The organism is Halomonas sp. AOP7-B1-5 (assembly GCF_052353045.1).
GTDB lineage: Bacteria > Pseudomonadota > Gammaproteobacteria > Pseudomonadales > Halomonadaceae > Vreelandella > Vreelandella colorata.
The window spans coordinates 49,353-67,499 of sequence record NZ_JBQTDC010000008.1 but is presented as its reverse complement, the minus strand read 5'-3'; the positions used below and the strand labels follow the sequence as shown (position 1 = coordinate 67,499).

The window sequence follows — 18,147 nt, the reverse complement described above, 5'->3', positions numbered from 1 at the left end:
GGCGGTTTACCTATGAATGTATGCAAGCGCAGGGCTGGGGCAGCTGCCCATTCTGGTTCGGCCGAGCTGATTTTGACTGCTCAGTTCAAATTGAGCCTTGGGGCGTAGTCTGCTATTCTGTCGTCCCATCCTGGTGTGGCTTTCTGTTACGCCTTTTGATCACGTTTCGACAGGTTTTCCATGACACGATATATCTTCGTGACCGGCGGCGTTGTGTCCTCTCTTGGCAAGGGCATCGCGTCGGCCTCGCTGGCGGCGATTTTAGAGGCCCGCGGCCTTAAGGTCACCATGCTCAAGCTCGACCCGTACATCAACGTGGACCCGGGCACCATGAGCCCTTTCCAGCACGGCGAGGTGTTCGTCACCGAGGATGGCGCCGAGACCGATCTGGACCTGGGCCACTACGAACGCTTTATTCGTACCAAGATGACCCAGCGCAACAACTTCACCACAGGCCGTGTTTACGAGCACGTGCTGCGCAAAGAGCGCCGTGGCGATTACCTGGGTGGCACGGTACAGGTCATCCCGCACATCACCGATGAAATCAAGCAGCGCGTTTATGCCGGCGGTGAAGGTTTCGACGTGGCGCTGGTAGAAATCGGTGGCACGGTAGGTGATATCGAATCGCTGCCGTTTTTGGAGTCTATTCGCCAGATTCGTAGCGAGCAGGGTGCTAATCGCGCGCTGTTTATGCACCTGACGCTGGTGCCGTATATCAAGACGGCGGGCGAGACGAAAACCAAGCCTACCCAGCACAGCGTTAAAGAGCTGCGCTCGATTGGTATTCAGCCGGATATTCTGATTTGCCGCAGCGAAGTCGAGCTTGAAGAGAGCGAACGCCGCAAAATCGCGTTGTTTACCAACGTTGAAGAGCGTGCGGTCGTACCGCTTCAGGACGCAGATACCATCTACCGTATCCCGCTGATGCTTCATGAACACGGCCTGGACGATATCGTCTGCGATAAGCTGCGCCTTGATGCCGAGCCCGCCGATCTTTCCGAGTGGGTGAAAGTGCTGGACTCCAAGCTTAATCCGCTCAAGTCCGTAAGTATCGCCATGGTCGGTAAGTACATGGAACTGCTGGACGCGTACAAGTCGCTTAATGAAGCCTTGATTCATGCAGGCATTCAAGGGCGCATCAAAGTCAATGTCGACTATATCGACGCTGAGGACATCGAACGTCACGGCACCGAGCGCCTAGCGGGTAAAGACGCTATTCTGGTGCCCGGCGGCTTTGGTGAGCGAGGCGTGGAAGGCAAAATTATGACCGCCCAGTTTGCCCGCGAAAATAACGTGCCTTACCTGGGGATCTGCTTAGGGATGCAGGTAGCGGTTATTGAATTTGCGCGTAACGTGGCGGGCTGGAAAGATGCCAACTCCACTGAGTTTACCCATGACACTCAGCACCCGGTGGTCGGCCTGATTACCGAATGGCTGAATGCGGAAGGTAAAATTGAGCTGCGCGATGCGGCGTCTGATTTAGGCGGCACCATGCGTCTGGGCGGCCAGATATGTCATCTGACCTCCGGCAGCAAAGCGCGTGAAGCTTACGGCTCTGATGAAATCGTTGAACGTCACCGCCACCGCTTCGAAGTTAATAACCAGTTTATTGACGAGCTGGAAAAAGCCGGCCTGGTAATTTCAGGTAAAAGCGTTGATCAGTCGCTGGTTGAAATGATCGAGTTGGCCGATCACCCTTGGTACGTGGCGTGTCAGTTCCACCCGGAATTTACCTCCACACCGCGTGACGGGCACCCGCTGTTCTCGGGCTTTGTGAATGCAGCGCTGGAGCACAAAACGGCGCGTACCCGATCTCACGCGACACCTCAGGAATAAGGGGGGAAGCCAATGTCTTCTCAAGCACCTTTTCAAGAGCGTCACATCAACATTGCCGGCCTAACCGCCGGCAATTCTTTGCCCTTAATGCTGCTTGGCGGCATGAACGTGCTAGAGTCGGCAGAGCTTGCCGACGAGGTAGCCCAAGCCTACGTCAGCGTGACGCAAAAGCTCGGTATGCCGTATGTATTCAAGGCGAGCTTTGACAAGGCCAACCGCAGCTCGATTCACTCGTACCGTGGTCCGGGTATTGAAAAAGGCTTGCAGATTCTCGCTGATATCAAGTCGCGTTATGGCGTGCCGATCATCACCGATGTTCACGAGCCCTGGCAGGCGGCCCAGGCGGCAGACGTCGCGGATATCATCCAGTTGCCCGCTTTCCTGGCGCGCCAGACGGATCTGGTGGTGGCGATGGCCAAAACCGGTGCCGCGATCAATATCAAAAAGCCCCAGTTTTTAGCACCTCATGAGATGCGCCATATTCTCAGCAAGTTTCAGGAAGCCGGTAATGATCGCCTGATGCTCTGCGAGCGCGGCTCAAGCTTTGGTTACAACAACCTGATTGTCGATATGCTTGGGTTCGGGGACATGAAACAGACCGGCTATCCGGTGTTTTTTGATGTCACCCATGCGCTTCAGCGCCCGGGTGGACGCGCCGACAGTGCCGATGGGCGGCGTGCCCAGGTAGCCGAGCTTGCCCGTTCCGGCGTTGCGGTAGGGCTTGCCGGGCTATTTTTGGAGGCGCATCCAGACCCTGATAATGCCAAGTGTGATGGCCCCTGTGCCTTGCCGCTTGATCAGCTTGAGCCATTTTTAACCCAGCTTTCGCAATTGGATTCACTAGTCAAAAACTTTGCGCCGTTGACCATTCGCTAAGCGGTAGCCAACGCGGTACGTAATCCTTTATTAGACCCACAACCAAGGACACTGTCATGACCAAAATTGTAGATATCAGTGCACTGGAAGTACTTGATTCACGCGGTAATCCGACAGTACAGGCGCGCGTGCGTCTTGAGAGTGGCGCGGTAGGCGAAGCCTGCGCGCCCAGCGGTGCTTCCACCGGTTCGCGTGAAGCGCTTGAACTGCGCGACGGTGATAAAGCGCGCTATCTCGGCAAAGGTGTACTGAAAGCTGTCGATGCGGTCAATGGCAAAATCCGTGATGCGTTGCTGGGAATGGATGCGCGCGATCAGCGCGGTCTGGACGATGCCATGCTGGCGCTGGATGGCACTGACAATAAAGCGACCCTGGGCGCGAATGCGATTCTGGCGGTATCGCTGGCTGCTGCCAAAGCGGCGGCCAATGCCAAGGGCGTGCCGCTTTATGCGCACATTGCCGAGCTTTACGGCCAGCCGGGTCAATACAGCATGCCGGTACCGATGATGAACATCATCAATGGCGGCGAGCATGCGGATAACAACGTCGATATCCAGGAATTTATGGTGCAGCCGGTGGGCGCGCCTAATTTTCGCGAAGGGCTACGCATGGGCGCAGAAATTTTCCATGCGTTGAAGAAAGTACTTCTGGCGAAAGGCCTTTCCACGTCGGTTGGCGACGAGGGTGGTTTTGCGCCTGACTTGGCCTCTAATGCCGATGCCCTGGCGGTTATCAAGCAGGCCGTTGCAGATGCGGGCTATACCCTGGGTAAAGACGTTACGCTCGCGCTCGATTGTGCTTCGTCTGAGTTCTACAAGGACGGCCAGTACAACCTTTCCGGCGAAGGTAAAAGCTACGATGCGCAAGGCTTTACCGACTATCTGGCGGGCCTTTGCGCCGACTACCCGATCGTTTCCATCGAAGACGGTATGGATGAGTCGGATTGGGACGGCTGGAAAGCGCTGACCGATAAGCTGGGTGACAAGGTGCAGCTGGTAGGCGATGACCTGTTCGTGACCAACACCAAAATCCTCAAGCGCGGTATCGATGAGCAGATCGGTAACTCGATTCTGATCAAGTTCAACCAGATCGGCTCGCTGTCTGAAACGCTGGACGCCATCAAGATGGCGCAGGATGCAGGCTTTACCGCGGTTATCTCGCACCGCTCCGGCGAAACCGAAGATACCACCATTGCTGATTTGGCGGTGGGTACCTGTGCTGGCCAGATTAAAACCGGTTCGCTATGCCGTTCTGACCGGGTAGCTAAATATAACCGCTTACTGGTGATTGAGGCTGAGCTAGGTGATGTTAACTACCCAGGCATCAGCGCTATTAAAGGTCAGTAAGGCTTTTTAAGGGGTTGGTTTGTAAGATATGTCTCAAGATTTTGTAAGAGATCTCTTACAAATGCCGACGAAAATCGCTCGTTTTAGGGTAAGAAAATCCGTAATTTTGCCTTAATTAAAATTCATGTGATTGATTTTAAATTGGTTTGAAAAAAAGGGTGAGCCGATAAGGCTTGCCCTCTTCTATTTTGCCCGTCTTGAGAAGCATTCGTTATCTGCCACAATGCATTCAGGACAGGGGAGGCAAGGATGCTTTAGACAGAATGCAATGTAAGAGATGTAAACAGGTACGCGCGGTGCCACATTGATGTGAGGCCTAGCAAGGAAGTTACCTGAGGAGTTTGACACAGGGAGTGGTCAGAGGAAGTGCTTGGAGCGGGCGGCCTATGGGCCGCCTTTTTTTTGTCTGAAAAAAGTATCTCAATGGTCCTTGCTTCAATGGGTCTTTTCTCAATAAGACATTCTGCCGACGACCCAGTGATGAAAATGCTTCCAAGGTTATAAGTAAAATACATTTTTATTGTGTGCCGCTATTAATTACTATGGCGCGCAAGAGTTAGCAGGCTATATTTCTGTTTTACTTATCTTACGGCACATCGTTGATGTGCCGTTTTTTTATTTTTTAGGAGAGGCATTACATGCATGGGTTGATTGCGATCAACGTATTGGTCTTTGCGCTTGCGATCGCACTGCTGGCACGCTGGCAGCGAAACGGCGCAAGCCTTTCAAAGGTGGTGTTAGCCGGTCTTGTCATCGGTGTTGGGTTGGGGACGCTGCTACAGTGGTTGTTTGCGGATTCGGTGGTACTTGACGGTACTATCGACTGGGTCAATCTGGTCGGCGGCGGTTATGTCCAACTGTTGAAAATGATCATCATGCCTCTGGTGCTGGTCACTATTCTGTCCGCCGTAACGCGTCTGCATGATGCCAGTGCGCTGGGTAAAATCAGCCTGGGCGTGCTCGCCATGTTGATGCTTACTACGGCGATCTCGGCGGTTATCGGCATCAGCATGACGCAGCTGTTTGGGTTGTCTGCCGAGGGGCTGGTGCAGGGCGCCCGCGAGCTTGAGCGGGGCCAGGCCATTATTGAACGCAGTGCTCAAGTGGCTGACCTGACCATACCGCAATTGCTGCTATCTTTTATTCCCAGCAATCCTTTTCAAGATTTGGCTGGGTCGCGTCCGACGTCGATTATCAGCGTGGTAATTTTTGCCACGTTTTTGGGCATGGCGGCACTGGGCATCAAGCGTGAAAATGCAGCACTTGGCGATAAGCTAATCGAAGGTATTGATATCGTACAGAAGTGGATCATGCGCCTGGTGCGAATGGTGATTCGCCTGACGCCTTACGGGGTGATGGCGTTGATGACCAAGGTGGTTTCCACATCCAATCTTAACGATATTCTTAATCTGCTTGGTTTCGTCATCGCCTCCTACGTGGGGTTGGCGCTGATACTGGTCATGCATACGCTGTTTCTGATGGGCGCTGGAGTCAATCCCAAACGCTATTTTCAAAAAGTCTGGCCGGTGCTCACCTTTGCGTTTACCTCGCGCTCAAGCGCGGCCACGATTCCTCTGAACATCGAAGCCCAGGTGGACCGCATTGGCGTGCCGCCCGCCATTGCCAACTTCTCTGCTTCCTTCGGGGCAACCATCGGCCAAAACGGCTGTGCCGGGCTTTATCCGGCCATGCTGGCCATGATGATTGCGCCTACGGTAGGGATCGATCCATTTTCGCTGGAGTTTCTGGCAACGCTGGTGCTGGTCGTCACTCTGGCATCTTTCGGGATTGCAGGCGTCGGTGGTGGGGCAACCTTTGCGGCCATCATTGTGCTTTCGACGCTTGATCTGCCGATTGCGCTGGCAGGACTATTAATCTCCATCGAGCCGCTCATCGATATGGGCCGCACGGCGATCAACGTCAACGGCTCAATGACCGCGGGCACGGTGACCAGCCGCCTGCTCAAGCAGCACGATAGCGCGGTCTTTGACTCTAATGATAACGAGCTGGGCGAGCCGAAGCCCGTGTAAGCCAGCAGGTGCATCATGTAACGCAAAGAGCCGCCCCAGGGTGGCTCTTTTGCGTTGTAAGCAAGCATTCGCTAGATGGTCAGACAGAAACAAAAAAACCAGCGCGGACGCTGGTTCTTAGGAAATGCTGTTGCGCCGTTTTTATTAGCGCTCAAGCTTCTCGATCTTGCCGCTCTTGCCATCCCACTCTTCGGCATCCGGCAAGGCATCTTTCTTTTCAGCTATGTTGGGCCATACTTCGGCCAGTTCAGCATTGATCTCGATAAACTGTTCCTGCCCATCCGGCAGCTCATCCTCAGAGAAGATGGCCTCTGCAGGGCACTCCGGCTCGCATAGGGCGCAATCAATGCACTCATCCGGGTGAATCACCAGGAAGTTGGGGCCTTCGTAAAAGCAGTCGACCGGGCAAACTTCGACACAGTCGGTGTATTTGCATTGGATGCAGTTTTCGGTAACGACAAACGTCATCGCGCTATCCCTCTTGCGGGACCGGAGGTACAGTCCGGTCATGGTCAATCGTGAATGGTTATAAAACAGCCGTTTTTTATAAGCTAAAAAGTATGGGCGACATTCTAGTGGTGCCTATACCTAACGGCAAGCTCTGAGCGTCTTCTCTTGCGCCAATTACAGCAGATCCCGCCATTGATAAATCAGCGCCAGCGCTTCACGGGGCGATAAATCGTCTACATCCGCGCGCTCAAGCGCTTCGACAACCGGGTGCGGCGTGCTGGCAAACAAATCGTTCTGCTGAGGCGCGGGTGTTGCCTGAGGGTAATGTTCCGATACGCCAGCAGAGCGTGCCTGATGCGTGTTCACATCGCGCTGTTCAAGCGCAATCAATTTTTCCCTGGCACGTTTGATGACATGCGTGGGCACACCCGCCAGCTGGGCTACCTGCAAGCCATAGCTTTGGCTTGCCGGGCCCGCCTCGATGCGATGCATAAACACAATGCTGTCGCCATGTTCGGTGGCGGTTAAATGAATATTGGCCACGCCTTCGGCCTGGTCAGGCAGCGCTGTCATTTCAAAGTAGTGAGTGGCAAAAAGTGTAAGCGCGTGCGCCTGGGCGAGGTGCTCGGCACTTGCCCAGGCAAGCGAAAGACCATCAAAGGTACTCGTGCCCCGGCCAATTTCATCCATGAGTACCAGGCTTTGTTCGGTCGCATTATGTAAAATATTCGCAGTTTCGGTCATCTCGACCATAAACGTCGAGCGACCACCCGCTAAATCATCCGATGAACCAATGCGGGTAAAGATCCGGTCGATAGGGCCTATTTCAGCCGCATCCGCGGGCACAAAGCTACCGCTATGGGCCAGCAGTGCAATTAGTGCCGTCTGGCGCATATAGGTAGATTTACCGCCCATATTGGGGCCGGTGATAATCAACATATGCCGCTCGGGTGTGAGCACCACATCGTTGGGCACAAATGGCTTATCGCTTACCTGCTCCACGACCGGATGACGGCCTGCGGTAATCGTAATGCCGGTGGCATCGCTTAACGTTGGACGCACCCAGTTGAGCGCCTCGGCGCGCTCGGCAAAAGCGCACAGTACGTCCAGTTCGGCAAGCGCTCGGGAGGTGCCCTGCAAAGCGGTCAGGTTCTCGTTGAGCTCGCCCAATAGGCGATCGTACAGCCACTTTTCACGGGTCAAGGCGCGCGACTTGGCCGATAGCGCCTTATCTTCGAACTCTTTAAGCTCCGGGATGATAAACCGCTCGGCGTTTTTCAGCGTTTGGCGGCGAATATAGTCAGCCGGGGCCTGCTGGGCCTGAGAGCGGGGCAGCTCGATAAAGTAGCCGTGTACGCGGTTGTAGCCGACCTTCAGGTTGGCAAGTCCGGTACGTTCACGTTCACGCAGTTCAAGCTTGACCAGGTAGCTGCCGGCGTTTTCGGCCATGCCGCGGTGCTCGTCAAGCTCAGCGTCAAAGCCGTCGGCAATCACGCCGCCATCGCGGATAACTACGGGGGGGTTCTCAATCAGCGCCCGGTTGAGCGTGTCGGCGATGTCGGGATAGGGGCGGATATGCGGGCGCAGGTTGTCCAGAGCGCTGCCACTTTCAACGTCACTTAGCTGCTGCTCAAGCATGGGTAGGGTATTGAGGGCGTCTCTCAGGCGCGCCAAATCGCGTGGCCGGGCGCTATACAGCGCAACGCGCGACAGAATACGCTCGACATCACCAACATCATTGAGCGTGTCGCGCAGCGTCATATAGGCGGCGTCCAGGCTTAATAGCGCAACGCCGGCCTGGCGGCCCTGTACCGTCTCGCGCTGGCGCAGCGGGCGATTCAGCCAGCGCTTCAGTAGCCTTGAGCCCATTGCGGTGGTGCAGGTGTCCAGCACGCTTGCCAGCGTATTGTCGGCGCTGCCGCCCAGGTTGATATCAATCTCCAGATTGCGCCGACTGGCGCCATCGATCACTACTGCGTCATCGCGGTTTTCGACGCTCAGCGCGGTGACGTGGGGCAGGCGCGAGCGCTGTGTGTCACGCGCGTAATCGATCAGTACGCCAGCGGCGACAAGGGCAGTGGTCAGGTGAGCGCAGCCAAACCCGCGCAAATCCTGCACTTCAAACTGATCGCACAGGCTGCGATTGGCGCTTTCCAGATCAAAAAGCCACTCGCCCTGTCGGCGTAAGCTACGCTTTTGTGACCAAATGTCGGGAAGCGTTAAGCTCTCGGGGATCAGTAGTTCAGCGGGAGAGAGGCGGGTCAGCTCGGCGAGCATTTCAGCTTCGCTGTCTACTTCCAGCACGCTAAAACGTCCGCTGGAAAGCTCAAGCCAGGCAAGTCCCCAGCGATCGCTGCCAGGTGCCAGGGCCACCAGCACGTTGTCACGTCGGGCATCGAGCAGGGCCTCATCGTGCAGGGTGCCGGGTGTCACAATACGCACTACCTGGCGCTCGACGGGGCCTTTGCTGGTAGCTGGGTCGCCAATCTGCTCACAAATGGCGACCGACTCACCGGTAGCTACCAGGCGGGCGAGATAGCCCTCGGCGCTATGATAGGGGATGCCAGCCATGGGGATCGGTTTGCCGCCTGACTGGCCGCGCTGGGTGAGCGTAATGTCCAGCAGGGCTGAAGCGCGTTTGGCGTCGTCGAAAAACAGCTCGTAAAAATCCCCCATGCGGTAGAACAGTAGTACCTCGGGGTGTTCACGTTTGATCTTTAAATACTGCGTGATCATTGGCGTGTTGGGGGGAATGGCCTGTGACATGGGCGTCCTGATTGAGCGTGGCGCAGGCCAGCGTGGCTTGCGGCATGTTCTTGAAATATGTGCTTTGAAATACGCTCTTTACTACCTTTTTAACTACATTCTTGGGTTACGTACTTTTGAGCGATTTCTTTGAGCGATTTCTTTGAGAAAGCTAAACGCAGTATTCTACGCTGAACTGATGTCCTACATGAAGGAGCGACCATGCCCCCTAGCGTATCCAGCCTTAAAAATCTTGATTTGTCACTTCTGGCGCAGCGGCTTGGGCGGGTCTGTCAGCAGCGTCAGATAGAAATAACCGCGGCGGAGTCATGTACGGGCGGTGGCATCGCCAGTGCCATTACCTCGGCGGCGGGAAGCTCGGCTTATTTTACAACGGGCTATATTACCTATGCGAATACGGCAAAAACACGCCTGCTGGGTGTGTCAGCCGCTACACTGGAAGCTGAAGGTGCTGTCAGTGAGGCGGTGGTAAAAGCTATGGTAGTAGGCGCCTGCCAGGAAAGCGGTGCTCAGCTAGGTGTTGCAGTAAGCGGTGTGGCGGGGCCTGATGGGGGCAGTCCAGAAAAACCAGTGGGCACCGTTTGGCTTGCCTGGGGAGATATGGCCCATCAGCAGGCGGAATGTTTTCATTTTCCCGGAGACCGTCAGGCAGTACGCGAGCAGGCGGTACGCGAGGCGTTGGCAGGCCTGGTAGCGCGCCTGGATGCTTCTGGGGAAGGCGAGGTTGAGAAATAATCGTTAAAAACGACGTTGAGGATTTGTTTACCAGCAAATTTTTGGCATAATACTGTGTAATTATACAGTTTGTGATGAGGGTGTTTGCATGGCTCAGGATGACAACCGTACGAAAGCGCTAAACGCCGCACTTAGTCAGATCGATCGCCAGTTTGGTAAAGGCACTGTGATGCGCTTGGGCGACGCTCCGCGTGTCGTCATGCCGTCAGTGTCTACTGGCTCGCTAGGCTTGGACATCGCTCTTGGCATTGGTGGTTTGCCCTTTGGCCGGGTTGTAGAGATTTTTGGACCGGAATCGTCGGGTAAGACCACGCTGACCCTGTCGGTCATTGCTCAAGCACAGAAGCAGGGCAAGGTATGTGCGTTCGTTGATGCCGAGCACGCCCTTGATCCAAGCTATGCAGAAAAACTGGGTGTTAACCTGGATGACCTGCTGGTATCTCAGCCGGACACCGGTGAGCAGGCGCTTGAAATCACCGATATGCTGGTCCGCTCGGGCGGCGTTGACGTGATCATTATCGACTCCGTTGCCGCGCTGACGCCGCGTGCTGAAATCGAAGGCGAAATGGGTGATACCCATGTAGGTCTGCAGGCGCGTTTGATGTCTCAGGCGCTGCGTAAAATCACCGGTAATATCAAAAACGCCAACTGCCTCGTGGTGTTTATCAACCAGATCCGCATGAAGATCGGCGTGATGTTTGGTAGCCCGGAAACCACGACGGGCGGTAACGCGCTGAAGTTTTACTCCAGCGTGCGGCTCGATATTCGCCGTACCGGTTCCGTAAAATCGGGTGATGAAGTCACCGGTAACGAAACCCGCGTTAAAGTGGTTAAAAACAAGGTAGCACCGCCGTTCCGTCAGGCCGAGTTCCAGATCCTGTACGGCAAGGGTATTTACCATGCTGGTGAGGTAGTTGATCTGGGCGTGCAGTGCAACCTGGTCGACAAGGCAGGCGCCTGGTACAGCTATAAAGGCAACAAGATTGGTCAGGGTAAGGCAAACGCCGCCCAGTACCTTGAAGAGCATCCGGAAATCATGCAAGAGATCGAAAGCCAGATCCGGGAGCAGTTGCTTGCCAAGCCTGACCCGAAAAAAGAAGAAGCGCCAGCGGCTGATGTCGCCGCTGATGCTGACGACGACCTGCTGTAAATCGTATGTTTGCTTCGTCACGTGATGCAACCCCACGCGACATAGCACTTCAGCTGCTATCTCGGCGCGAGTATTCTCGCGCTGAGATAGCGCAAAGACTAACCAAGAAAGCTTTCGAGAACGCAGACATTGAGGCGTGCCTGGATACCCTGGAAGAACAGGGGCTTCAGTCGGATGTGCGCTTTGCCGAAAGTTTTATTCGTTCACGTATTATTCGTGGTCAAGGCGTCATACGCATTAAAGGTGAACTCCGCCAGCGTGGCATTGATCAGGAAATTTTAAGCAACGCGCTCGTCGCCGTGGAAGAAAACGAAGGCGTTGACTGGTTTGAGCTTGCCAGTGCCACCCTGGCGCGGCGCTTCTCCTCCCCCGGTGATACCCCAAAAGAACGCGCCAAACGTGAGCGCTTTCTTGCCTCGCGTGGTTTCGATTTTGAACAAATTCGTTACGCGCTCTCTTGCTTGTAAAGCCTTCTTTTATCACTATTGTGCCTGATCGTTTTCTTACGTCTTTAGCTATTAGCCACTAACTGCCGCTTTAGTCGTTTGACAACTGCGCTATAATGGCGCTTTTGCGACCCCAGCGGGTAGCGGCGACAGCGCCCTGGGGCATCATGCTTTAATGTTACGGATACCCTATGAGAAGCGCAGAGATTAGACAGGCTTTTTTATCCTTTTTTGAAGAGCAGGGACATACTATCGTCCCCACAGGCTCGCTGGTGCCGGGTAACGACCCCACACTGCTGTTTACCAATGCAGGCATGGTGCCGTTCAAGGATGTCTTCCTTGGCCGCGATCCACGCCCCTATGTGCGTGCAACTTCTGCCCAGCGCTGTGTGCGCGCGGGGGGGAAGCATAATGATCTGGACAACGTCGGCTACACGGCGCGCCACCATACGTTTTTCGAAATGCTGGGTAACTTCAGCTTTGGCGATTACTTCAAGCATGATGCCATTCGCTTCGCGTGGACATTTTTAACCGAAACTTTAGGACTTCCCAAAGAGAAGCTTTGGGTGACGGTACACATTAGCGACGACGAAGCCGAGCGGATCTGGAAAGACGAAATCGGTATTGATCCGGAACGCTTCTCCAGGCTGGATGAAGATAATTTCTGGCAGATGGGCGATACCGGCCCTTGCGGCCCCAGCTCGGAAATCTTCTTTGATCATGGTCCTGACGTATGGGGCGGACCTCCCGGCAGTGCCGATGAAGATGGCGACCGCTATATCGAGATCTGGAACCTGGTCTTCATGCAGTTTGACCGCGACGCCCAGGGTACGCTGAACCCGCTGCCTAAGCCGTCTATCGATACCGGCATGGGCCTTGAGCGGGTCGCCGCGGTAATGCAGGGCGTTCACTCCAACTACGAGATCGACCTGTTCCAGAACCTGCTTCAGGCGGCCGCCAAAGCGACCGGACATGCGGATACCGCGACACCTTCGCTGCGCGTTATTGCAGACCACATTCGTTCGTGTGCTTTCCTGATTGCCGACGGTGTACTGCCGTCTAACGAAGGCCGTGGCTACGTGCTGCGGCGTATTATCCGTCGGGCAATTCGCCATGGCCACAAGCTGGGCGCGACCAAGCCGTTCTTCCATATGCTTGTGGATGCGCTGGATGCCGAGATGGGCAAAGCCTACCCTGAGCTTCGTGAGGCGCGTGCGCAGATTGCCCGCGTTCTATTGAAAGAAGAAGAGCAGTTTGCCCGTACCCTTGACCACGGAATGGGATTGCTGAACGCGGCGCTTGAAGAGCTTGAGGGCAATATGCTCTCCGGTGAAACGGTATTTAAGCTTTACGATACCTACGGCTTCCCGTTTGATCTCACTGCCGATGTTTGCCGCGAGCGTAACGTCACGCTGGATGAAGAAGGTTTCCAGCGTGAGCTTGAAGCGCAGCGTGAGCGTGCTCGTGCTGCCAGCCAGTTCGGTGCCGACTACAGTGCCTCTATCGAGCTTGACGGCGAAACCAGCTTTACCGGCTATGACCGTCTGGAAGACCAGTCCACCGTAACCGCCATTGTGGATAGCGAAGGCAATGCCCTGGCGGCGCTGGAAGCCGGCCAGAAGGGCACCGTGGTGCTGGATCGTACGCCGTTTTACGGTGAGTCCGGCGGCCAGGTAGGCGATACCGGCTACTTATATGTGGAAGGCGGCCGCTTTCAGGTCACCGACACGCAAAAGCAGAGCGGTCATCACCTGCATCAGGGTGTCATGGTGGAGGGCGCGCTTAACGTTGGCGCAAGCGTGAAAGGGCAGGTCGATGCCAGCCTGCGCTCGGCAACGATCCGCAACCACTCAGCCACCCACCTGCTGCATAAAGCCCTGCGTATGGTGCTGGGTGATCACGTTCAGCAGAAAGGCTCGCTGGTCAATGCTGAGCGTCTGCGCTTTGACTTTAGCCATTTTGAGCCAATGACCGCCGAGCAGTTAGCGGAAGTTGAGCGCCTGGTAAATGAGCAGATTCTTGCCAATGCGCCAACGAAAACCGAGCAGATGAGCCTGGATCAAGCCAAGGCTAAAGGCGCGGCCGCGCTGTTTGAAGCCAAATACGCGGAAAACGTACGCGTGTTGACCATTGGTGCAGACGGCTTCTCTATTGAGCTGTGTGGCGGTACCCACGTAAGCCGAAGTGGTGATATCGGCTGTTGCCACATTATCAGCGAAGTCGGTATCGCATCCGGCGTTCGCCGGATTGAAGCTATTACCGGCGAGAATGCACTGGCCTACTTCCGTGAGCAGGAAGCCCGCGTGCAGCGTCTGGGCGAGCGTTTGAAAACCAAGCCTGAGCAGGTCGAAGGCCGCGTCGAGTCGCTAGTTGAGCGTAACCGCAGCCTGGAAAAAGAGCTTGAACAGTTAAAAGCCAAGCTTGCCAGCGCCGCAGGCAGCGATATGTTGAGCCAGGCGCAAGAGATCCACGGCGTTAAGCTGCTGGCGACCCAGCTGGAAGGCGTTTCCGGTAAAGATCTGCGCGGCGTGCTCGATCAGCTGAAAAATAAAATCGGCTCAGGCGTGATTATCCTGGGTGTGGCTGATAAGGCTGCCGGTAAAGTCAGCCTAATTGCAGGCGTGACGCAGGATCTTACCCAACGTGTGAAGGCGGGTGAGCTGGTTAACCATGTTGCCTCGCAGGTAGGAGGTAAAGGTGGTGGCCGTGCCGACATGGCGCAGGCAGGGGGCAGCCAGCCAGATGGCTTACCCGACGCCTTGAGCAGTGTCCCGGCGTGGCTTGAAAATATACTTAGCTAAACCCAAGGCCGGTGGCATTATAGCGACCGGCCTTTTGTTCATTTAAATTACGTTTCATCCTCCATTCCCGAACGAATAGGAAAAACGGCATATGGCACTATACGTACAGAAGTTCGGCGGCACCTCGGTGGGCTCTGTCGACCGTATTAAGGCCGTAGCGGAAAAGGTTAAAGGCTTTCGTGATCAGGGACACCAGATCGTCGTGGTGGTCTCTGCAATGAGCGGAGAGACTAACCGACTAACCGATATGGCCCATGCGTTAAATGAGGACCCCGCCCCGCGTGAGATGGATATGCTGCTCTCAACCGGTGAGCAGGTAACGATTTCGCTTCTTGCCATGGCGCTTCAGCAGATCGGCGTGCCGGCGACCTCGCACACGGGGGCCCAGATCGGTATTCATACCGACAGCGCGCATACCAAGGCGCGTATCCAACGCATTGAAACCGATGATCTTAAAGCCGATCTTGATGCTGGACAGGTAGTGGTCGTCGCGGGTTTTCAAGGCGTTGATGAAGAAGGCAATATCACAACGCTTGGCCGTGGTGGCTCCGATACTACCGGTGTTGCACTAGCCGCTGCGCTTAATGCGGACGAGTGTCAGATTTATACTGATGTCGATGGGGTTTACACCACTGATCCCCGCGTGTGCACTAAAGCGCAGCGTCTGGAAAGCATTACGGTTGAAGAAATGCTCGAGCTTGCAAGCCTGGGCTCTAAAGTACTGCAAATCCGTGCCGTAGAGTTTGCCGGCAAATACAACGTTCCCCTGCGGGTACTGTCGAGCTTTGAAGATGGCCCCGGTACCTTAATTGTTGCAGATTCTGACCAAGACGAGGACTCCATGGAAGAACCGCTGATCTCAGGAATCGCGTTTACCAAAAACGAAGCCAAACTGACCCTGCTCCATACCCCTGATGTTCCGGGTGTTGCCTCACGTATTCTGGGTCCTATCGCCGATGCCAATATCGAAGTCGATATGATCGTGCAGAACGTGGCGCCGGCAGGTGATTACACCGATTTCACCTTTACGGTTGCCAAAGGCGATTACAAAGCCACCAAGAAGCTGATCGAAGAAACCGTCATTCCCGATTTGGGCGGTGGTGAGCTGCGTGGCGATGATAATATCGCTAAAGTATCCCTGGTCGGTGTCGGCATGCGCTCGCATGCAGGCGTTGCCTCGAAAATGTTCCGTGTATTGGCCGACGAAAACGTCAATATTCGTATGGTTTCCACCTCTGAGATTAAAATTTCAGTCGTGATTGATGAAAAGCATATGGAATTAGCAGTTAATGCCTTACACAAAGCATTTGGTTTGGATAAAGCAAATATAGAATCTGAATAACATTTATGCCTTAAACCTTCTACGCTGAAGAGGTACTCGCTACCGTTGGTGGTGAGCTTTCTTTCAACGGGAGGTTTAGGTGTCATGGAGCCAGAGCCATTGGTGAAGGCGCTGCTATGCCGCATAATGGCGTAGTGGCGCTTCTGGCGGACACAACCCGTTGTATAAAAACGTCTGAGAAGGAGATCAGCCATGCTCATCCTAACCCGCCGTGTTGGCGAAACGCTGATGATCGGTGATGAAATCACCGTCACAGTGCTAGGTGTGAAAGGTAACCAGGTACGTATTGGCGTTAACGCGCCGAAAGACGTTGCTGTACACCGTGAAGAGATTTATCAGCGCATTCAGCGTGAGCGCAATAGTGAAAGCGAAACAGAGTAAATGGCCGCCTTTATTACGCCTACTACAGGGCGTCTAAACGGCAAACTAAAGCCGGTGCGAAAAAAAATCGACATAAGTATGGACAGCAGCTGCTGAAATCGGTAATATTCGCGCCGTGCCGTTGAGGAGAGGTGGCCGAGTGGCTGAAGGCGCTCCCCTGCTAAGGGAGTATAGGGTTTATAGCCCTATCGAGGGTTCGAATCCCTCTCTCTCCGCCAATAGCACAATAGAAGATGCGCCCGTAGCTCAGCTGGATAGAGTACCTGACTACGAATCAGGGGGTCGGAGGTTCGAATCCTCCCGGGCGCGCCATCTTCTAACTTGATGTAAAGCATTAAGTCACTATGTACTTTGTAAGCACTTGCATCACCTAAAGCGCCCGTAGCTCAGCTGGATAGAGTACCTGACTACGAATCAGGGGGTCGGAGGTTCGAATCCTCCCGGGCGCGCCAGATTTCAAACCCGTTCTCTTCAATGAGAGCGGGTTTTCTGTTTCTAGCCTGATCGTGGCGGCTCGCGCCACGTTCTTGGATCGTTTAGAGCGCCCCGCGTATTGCGAGGGCGCTTTTTTTTGTCCAGAGGGTTAGATGCTGACAGCGAGCCGCTCAGCAGGCGTTGTATCAGGCACCAAGCTTTGAAGCAGGGTGTCCAGGTCGGTTAGGCGTTTAACGCGCTGAAAATGCTGGTTGGCCTCTTCATTGCCTTGACGCATTTGGGCAAGCCACTGTTTCACCAGTGACACCACGATGCGGTCAGGCAAATGTTGGCGCTGTAGGCGAGCGTACTCTTTGATCACGCTGGCGCGCATCGGCCATGTCGTTTCAGGCAACCGCTCGCCGGTTTGCTGCCAATGCCGAATGCGTGGCGCAAGCCAGGGGTCGGCTAGCGCGCTACGCCCTAGCATCACATCAGAGCAGCCTGACAGCGTACGCGCTTTCCAGTACGCCTCCAGCGTCCAGATATCCCCATTGGCGACCACCGGTATCGACACTTGCTGACGCACCCGGCCAATCCACTCCCAATGCGCTGGCGGGCGATAGCCTTCATCGCGTGTACGCCCATGCACTACCAGCCGGGAGGCGCCGCCCGCCTGAGTCGCCTGGGCACAGGCGACCGCCAGCTGACGGTTGGAAAAGCCCAGACGAATCTTGGCGGTGACCGGTATCTGGCCTTCAAGAGCATCCGCTACCGCCTTGACTGCCTGATAGACGCGTTCAGGTCGGCGCAGAAGGGATGCGCCGCCATCGTGACGGTTAACCAGCTTGGCAGGGCAGCCAAAATTCAAATCCACGCTTAAAGCGCCCAACGCTAACGCCTGACGCGCGTTTTCGGCAAGAGCGGTTGGGTCAGAGCCAAGTAGCTGTAAATGCACAGGAATGCCGCTAGGGGTGGCTACCGGGCGTTTTTCAAGCTCAGGGCAGTGTTTATAGAACACCCGGGGCGGAAGGCGCGTATCAACGACGCGCACAAATTCTGTGACGGTCCAATCAAAGCCAGCCCGACGCGTTAATAAATCGCGGGTAAGGGCATCAATAACGCCCTCCATCGGAGCGAGACCTATCTTTCCACTTTGTAGTAAATTAACAACCATGACTTCCACTATGGCGCGATTGCAATCTATGCTGAGTGTGGCAGGTTAGAGTATTACTTACATTACGCCAAGGAGCTTTTATAGGACTTTGGCACATGATTAGCGCCTAATAACAGGAGAGGGGTTATGCAGGATTCAGAGCTGCTCCAGGAAGGCCTTGCCATTATGGGCTTGGGGATGGGGTTTGTTTTTGTTTTCCTTACGGTTTTAGTCATCAGTGTCACGCTGTTGTCAAAACTGATGGGGCGTTTTCAGCCGCTGCCCACACCGGTCATGCCGGCGCCGCAGAGTGTACGCACGCCTGCACAGGCCGATACGGATGCCGAAGTGAAGGCAGCGATCAGTGCTGCAGTGCATCGTTACCGTTCTTCGCCGTCGAAATAAGCGACACGCATTT

General features: G+C 55.0%; 14 protein-coding genes and 3 tRNA genes. 14 read left to right on the top strand and 3 right to left on the bottom strand.

The genetic code is table 11. The features are described from left to right. The first annotated feature begins 180 nt into the window (after nucleotides 1-180). From ACT3XD_RS06530 to ACT3XD_RS06515, 4 genes are all read left to right on the top strand, one after another. On the top strand, nucleotides 181-1,836 hold the full coding sequence (locus tag ACT3XD_RS06530) for a CTP synthase (protein WP_192537403.1): 1,656 nt from the start codon (nucleotides 181-183) through the stop codon (nucleotides 1,834-1,836). Nucleotides 1,837-1,848: 12 nt separating this feature from the next. Then, complete coding sequence (gene kdsA, locus ACT3XD_RS06525) at nucleotides 1,849-2,712, top strand: 3-deoxy-8-phosphooctulonate synthase (protein ID WP_192537402.1); 864 nt, start codon at nucleotides 1,849-1,851, stop codon at nucleotides 2,710-2,712. A gap of 56 nt (nucleotides 2,713-2,768) precedes the next feature. Next, the gene (gene eno, locus ACT3XD_RS06520; RefSeq protein ID WP_192537401.1) at nucleotides 2,769-4,058 is read left to right on the top strand and encodes a phosphopyruvate hydratase; all 1,290 of its coding nucleotides are present in this window, start codon (nucleotides 2,769-2,771) and stop codon (nucleotides 4,056-4,058) included. Between the two features lie 638 nt (nucleotides 4,059-4,696). Further along, the gene (locus ACT3XD_RS06515; protein ID WP_192537400.1) at nucleotides 4,697-6,088 is read left to right on the top strand and encodes an L-cystine transporter; all 1,392 of its coding nucleotides are present in this window, start codon (nucleotides 4,697-4,699) and stop codon (nucleotides 6,086-6,088) included. 144 nt (nucleotides 6,089-6,232) lie between these two features. On the opposite strand, the gene fdxA is transcribed toward ACT3XD_RS06515, so the two are convergent. Both fdxA and mutS read right to left on the bottom strand, forming a co-directional pair. Continuing rightward, complete coding sequence (fdxA, locus tag ACT3XD_RS06510; protein ID WP_192537399.1) at nucleotides 6,233-6,556, bottom strand: ferredoxin FdxA; 324 nt, start codon at nucleotides 6,554-6,556, stop codon at nucleotides 6,233-6,235. 156 nt (nucleotides 6,557-6,712) lie between these two features. Beyond that, a complete protein-coding gene (gene mutS, locus ACT3XD_RS06505; protein WP_192537398.1) occupies nucleotides 6,713-9,304 on the bottom strand; it encodes a DNA mismatch repair protein MutS in 2,592 nt (863 codons plus the stop codon). A gap of 201 nt (nucleotides 9,305-9,505) precedes the next feature. Here mutS and ACT3XD_RS06500 point away from each other — a divergent pair, with 201 nt between their 5' ends. The 9 genes from ACT3XD_RS06500 to ACT3XD_RS06460 all read left to right on the top strand — a co-directional run bounded on the left by ACT3XD_RS06500 (nucleotide 9,506) and on the right by ACT3XD_RS06460 (nucleotide 16,611). Continuing rightward, a complete protein-coding gene (locus tag ACT3XD_RS06500) occupies nucleotides 9,506-10,039 on the top strand; it encodes a CinA family protein (RefSeq protein WP_192537397.1) in 534 nt (177 codons plus the stop codon). 88 nt (nucleotides 10,040-10,127) lie between these two features. After that, on the top strand, nucleotides 10,128-11,189 hold the full coding sequence (gene recA / locus ACT3XD_RS06495) for a recombinase RecA (RefSeq protein ID WP_192537396.1): 1,062 nt from the start codon (nucleotides 10,128-10,130) through the stop codon (nucleotides 11,187-11,189). Nucleotides 11,190-11,194: 5 nt separating this feature from the next. After that, nucleotides 11,195-11,656 (top strand): regulatory protein RecX, encoded by a 462-nt coding sequence (locus ACT3XD_RS06490; RefSeq protein ID WP_192537395.1) that lies wholly within the window; start codon nucleotides 11,195-11,197, stop codon nucleotides 11,654-11,656. A 170-nt stretch (nucleotides 11,657-11,826) separates the two neighbouring features. After that, a complete protein-coding gene (gene alaS, locus ACT3XD_RS06485) occupies nucleotides 11,827-14,436 on the top strand; it encodes an alanine--tRNA ligase (RefSeq protein ID WP_192537394.1) in 2,610 nt (869 codons plus the stop codon). Between the two features lie 91 nt (nucleotides 14,437-14,527). Then, on the top strand, nucleotides 14,528-15,778 hold the full coding sequence (locus ACT3XD_RS06480; RefSeq protein WP_018918038.1) for an aspartate kinase: 1,251 nt from the start codon (nucleotides 14,528-14,530) through the stop codon (nucleotides 15,776-15,778). Between the two features lie 192 nt (nucleotides 15,779-15,970). Next, entirely contained in the window at nucleotides 15,971-16,159 is a 189-nt protein-coding gene (csrA, locus tag ACT3XD_RS06475; RefSeq protein WP_018918037.1) for a carbon storage regulator CsrA, read from the top strand. A 125-nt stretch (nucleotides 16,160-16,284) separates the two neighbouring features. Next, a tRNA-Ser gene (locus ACT3XD_RS06470) sits at nucleotides 16,285-16,377 on the top strand. Nucleotides 16,378-16,394: 17 nt separating this feature from the next. Next, a tRNA-Arg gene (locus ACT3XD_RS06465) sits at nucleotides 16,395-16,471 on the top strand. A 63-nt stretch (nucleotides 16,472-16,534) separates the two neighbouring features. Next, a tRNA-Arg gene (locus ACT3XD_RS06460) sits at nucleotides 16,535-16,611 on the top strand. A gap of 131 nt (nucleotides 16,612-16,742) precedes the next feature. On the opposite strand, the gene ACT3XD_RS06455 is transcribed toward ACT3XD_RS06460, so the two are convergent. Then, the gene (locus ACT3XD_RS06455; protein WP_225736080.1) at nucleotides 16,743-17,750 is read right to left on the bottom strand and encodes a tRNA dihydrouridine synthase; all 1,008 of its coding nucleotides are present in this window, start codon (nucleotides 17,748-17,750) and stop codon (nucleotides 16,743-16,745) included. 126 nt (nucleotides 17,751-17,876) lie between these two features. On the opposite strand from ACT3XD_RS06455, the gene ACT3XD_RS06450 reads away from it, so the two are divergent. Beyond that, a complete protein-coding gene (locus tag ACT3XD_RS06450; RefSeq protein ID WP_192537393.1) occupies nucleotides 17,877-18,134 on the top strand; it encodes an OadG family protein in 258 nt (85 codons plus the stop codon). Nucleotides 18,135-18,147: the final 13 nt, after the last annotated feature.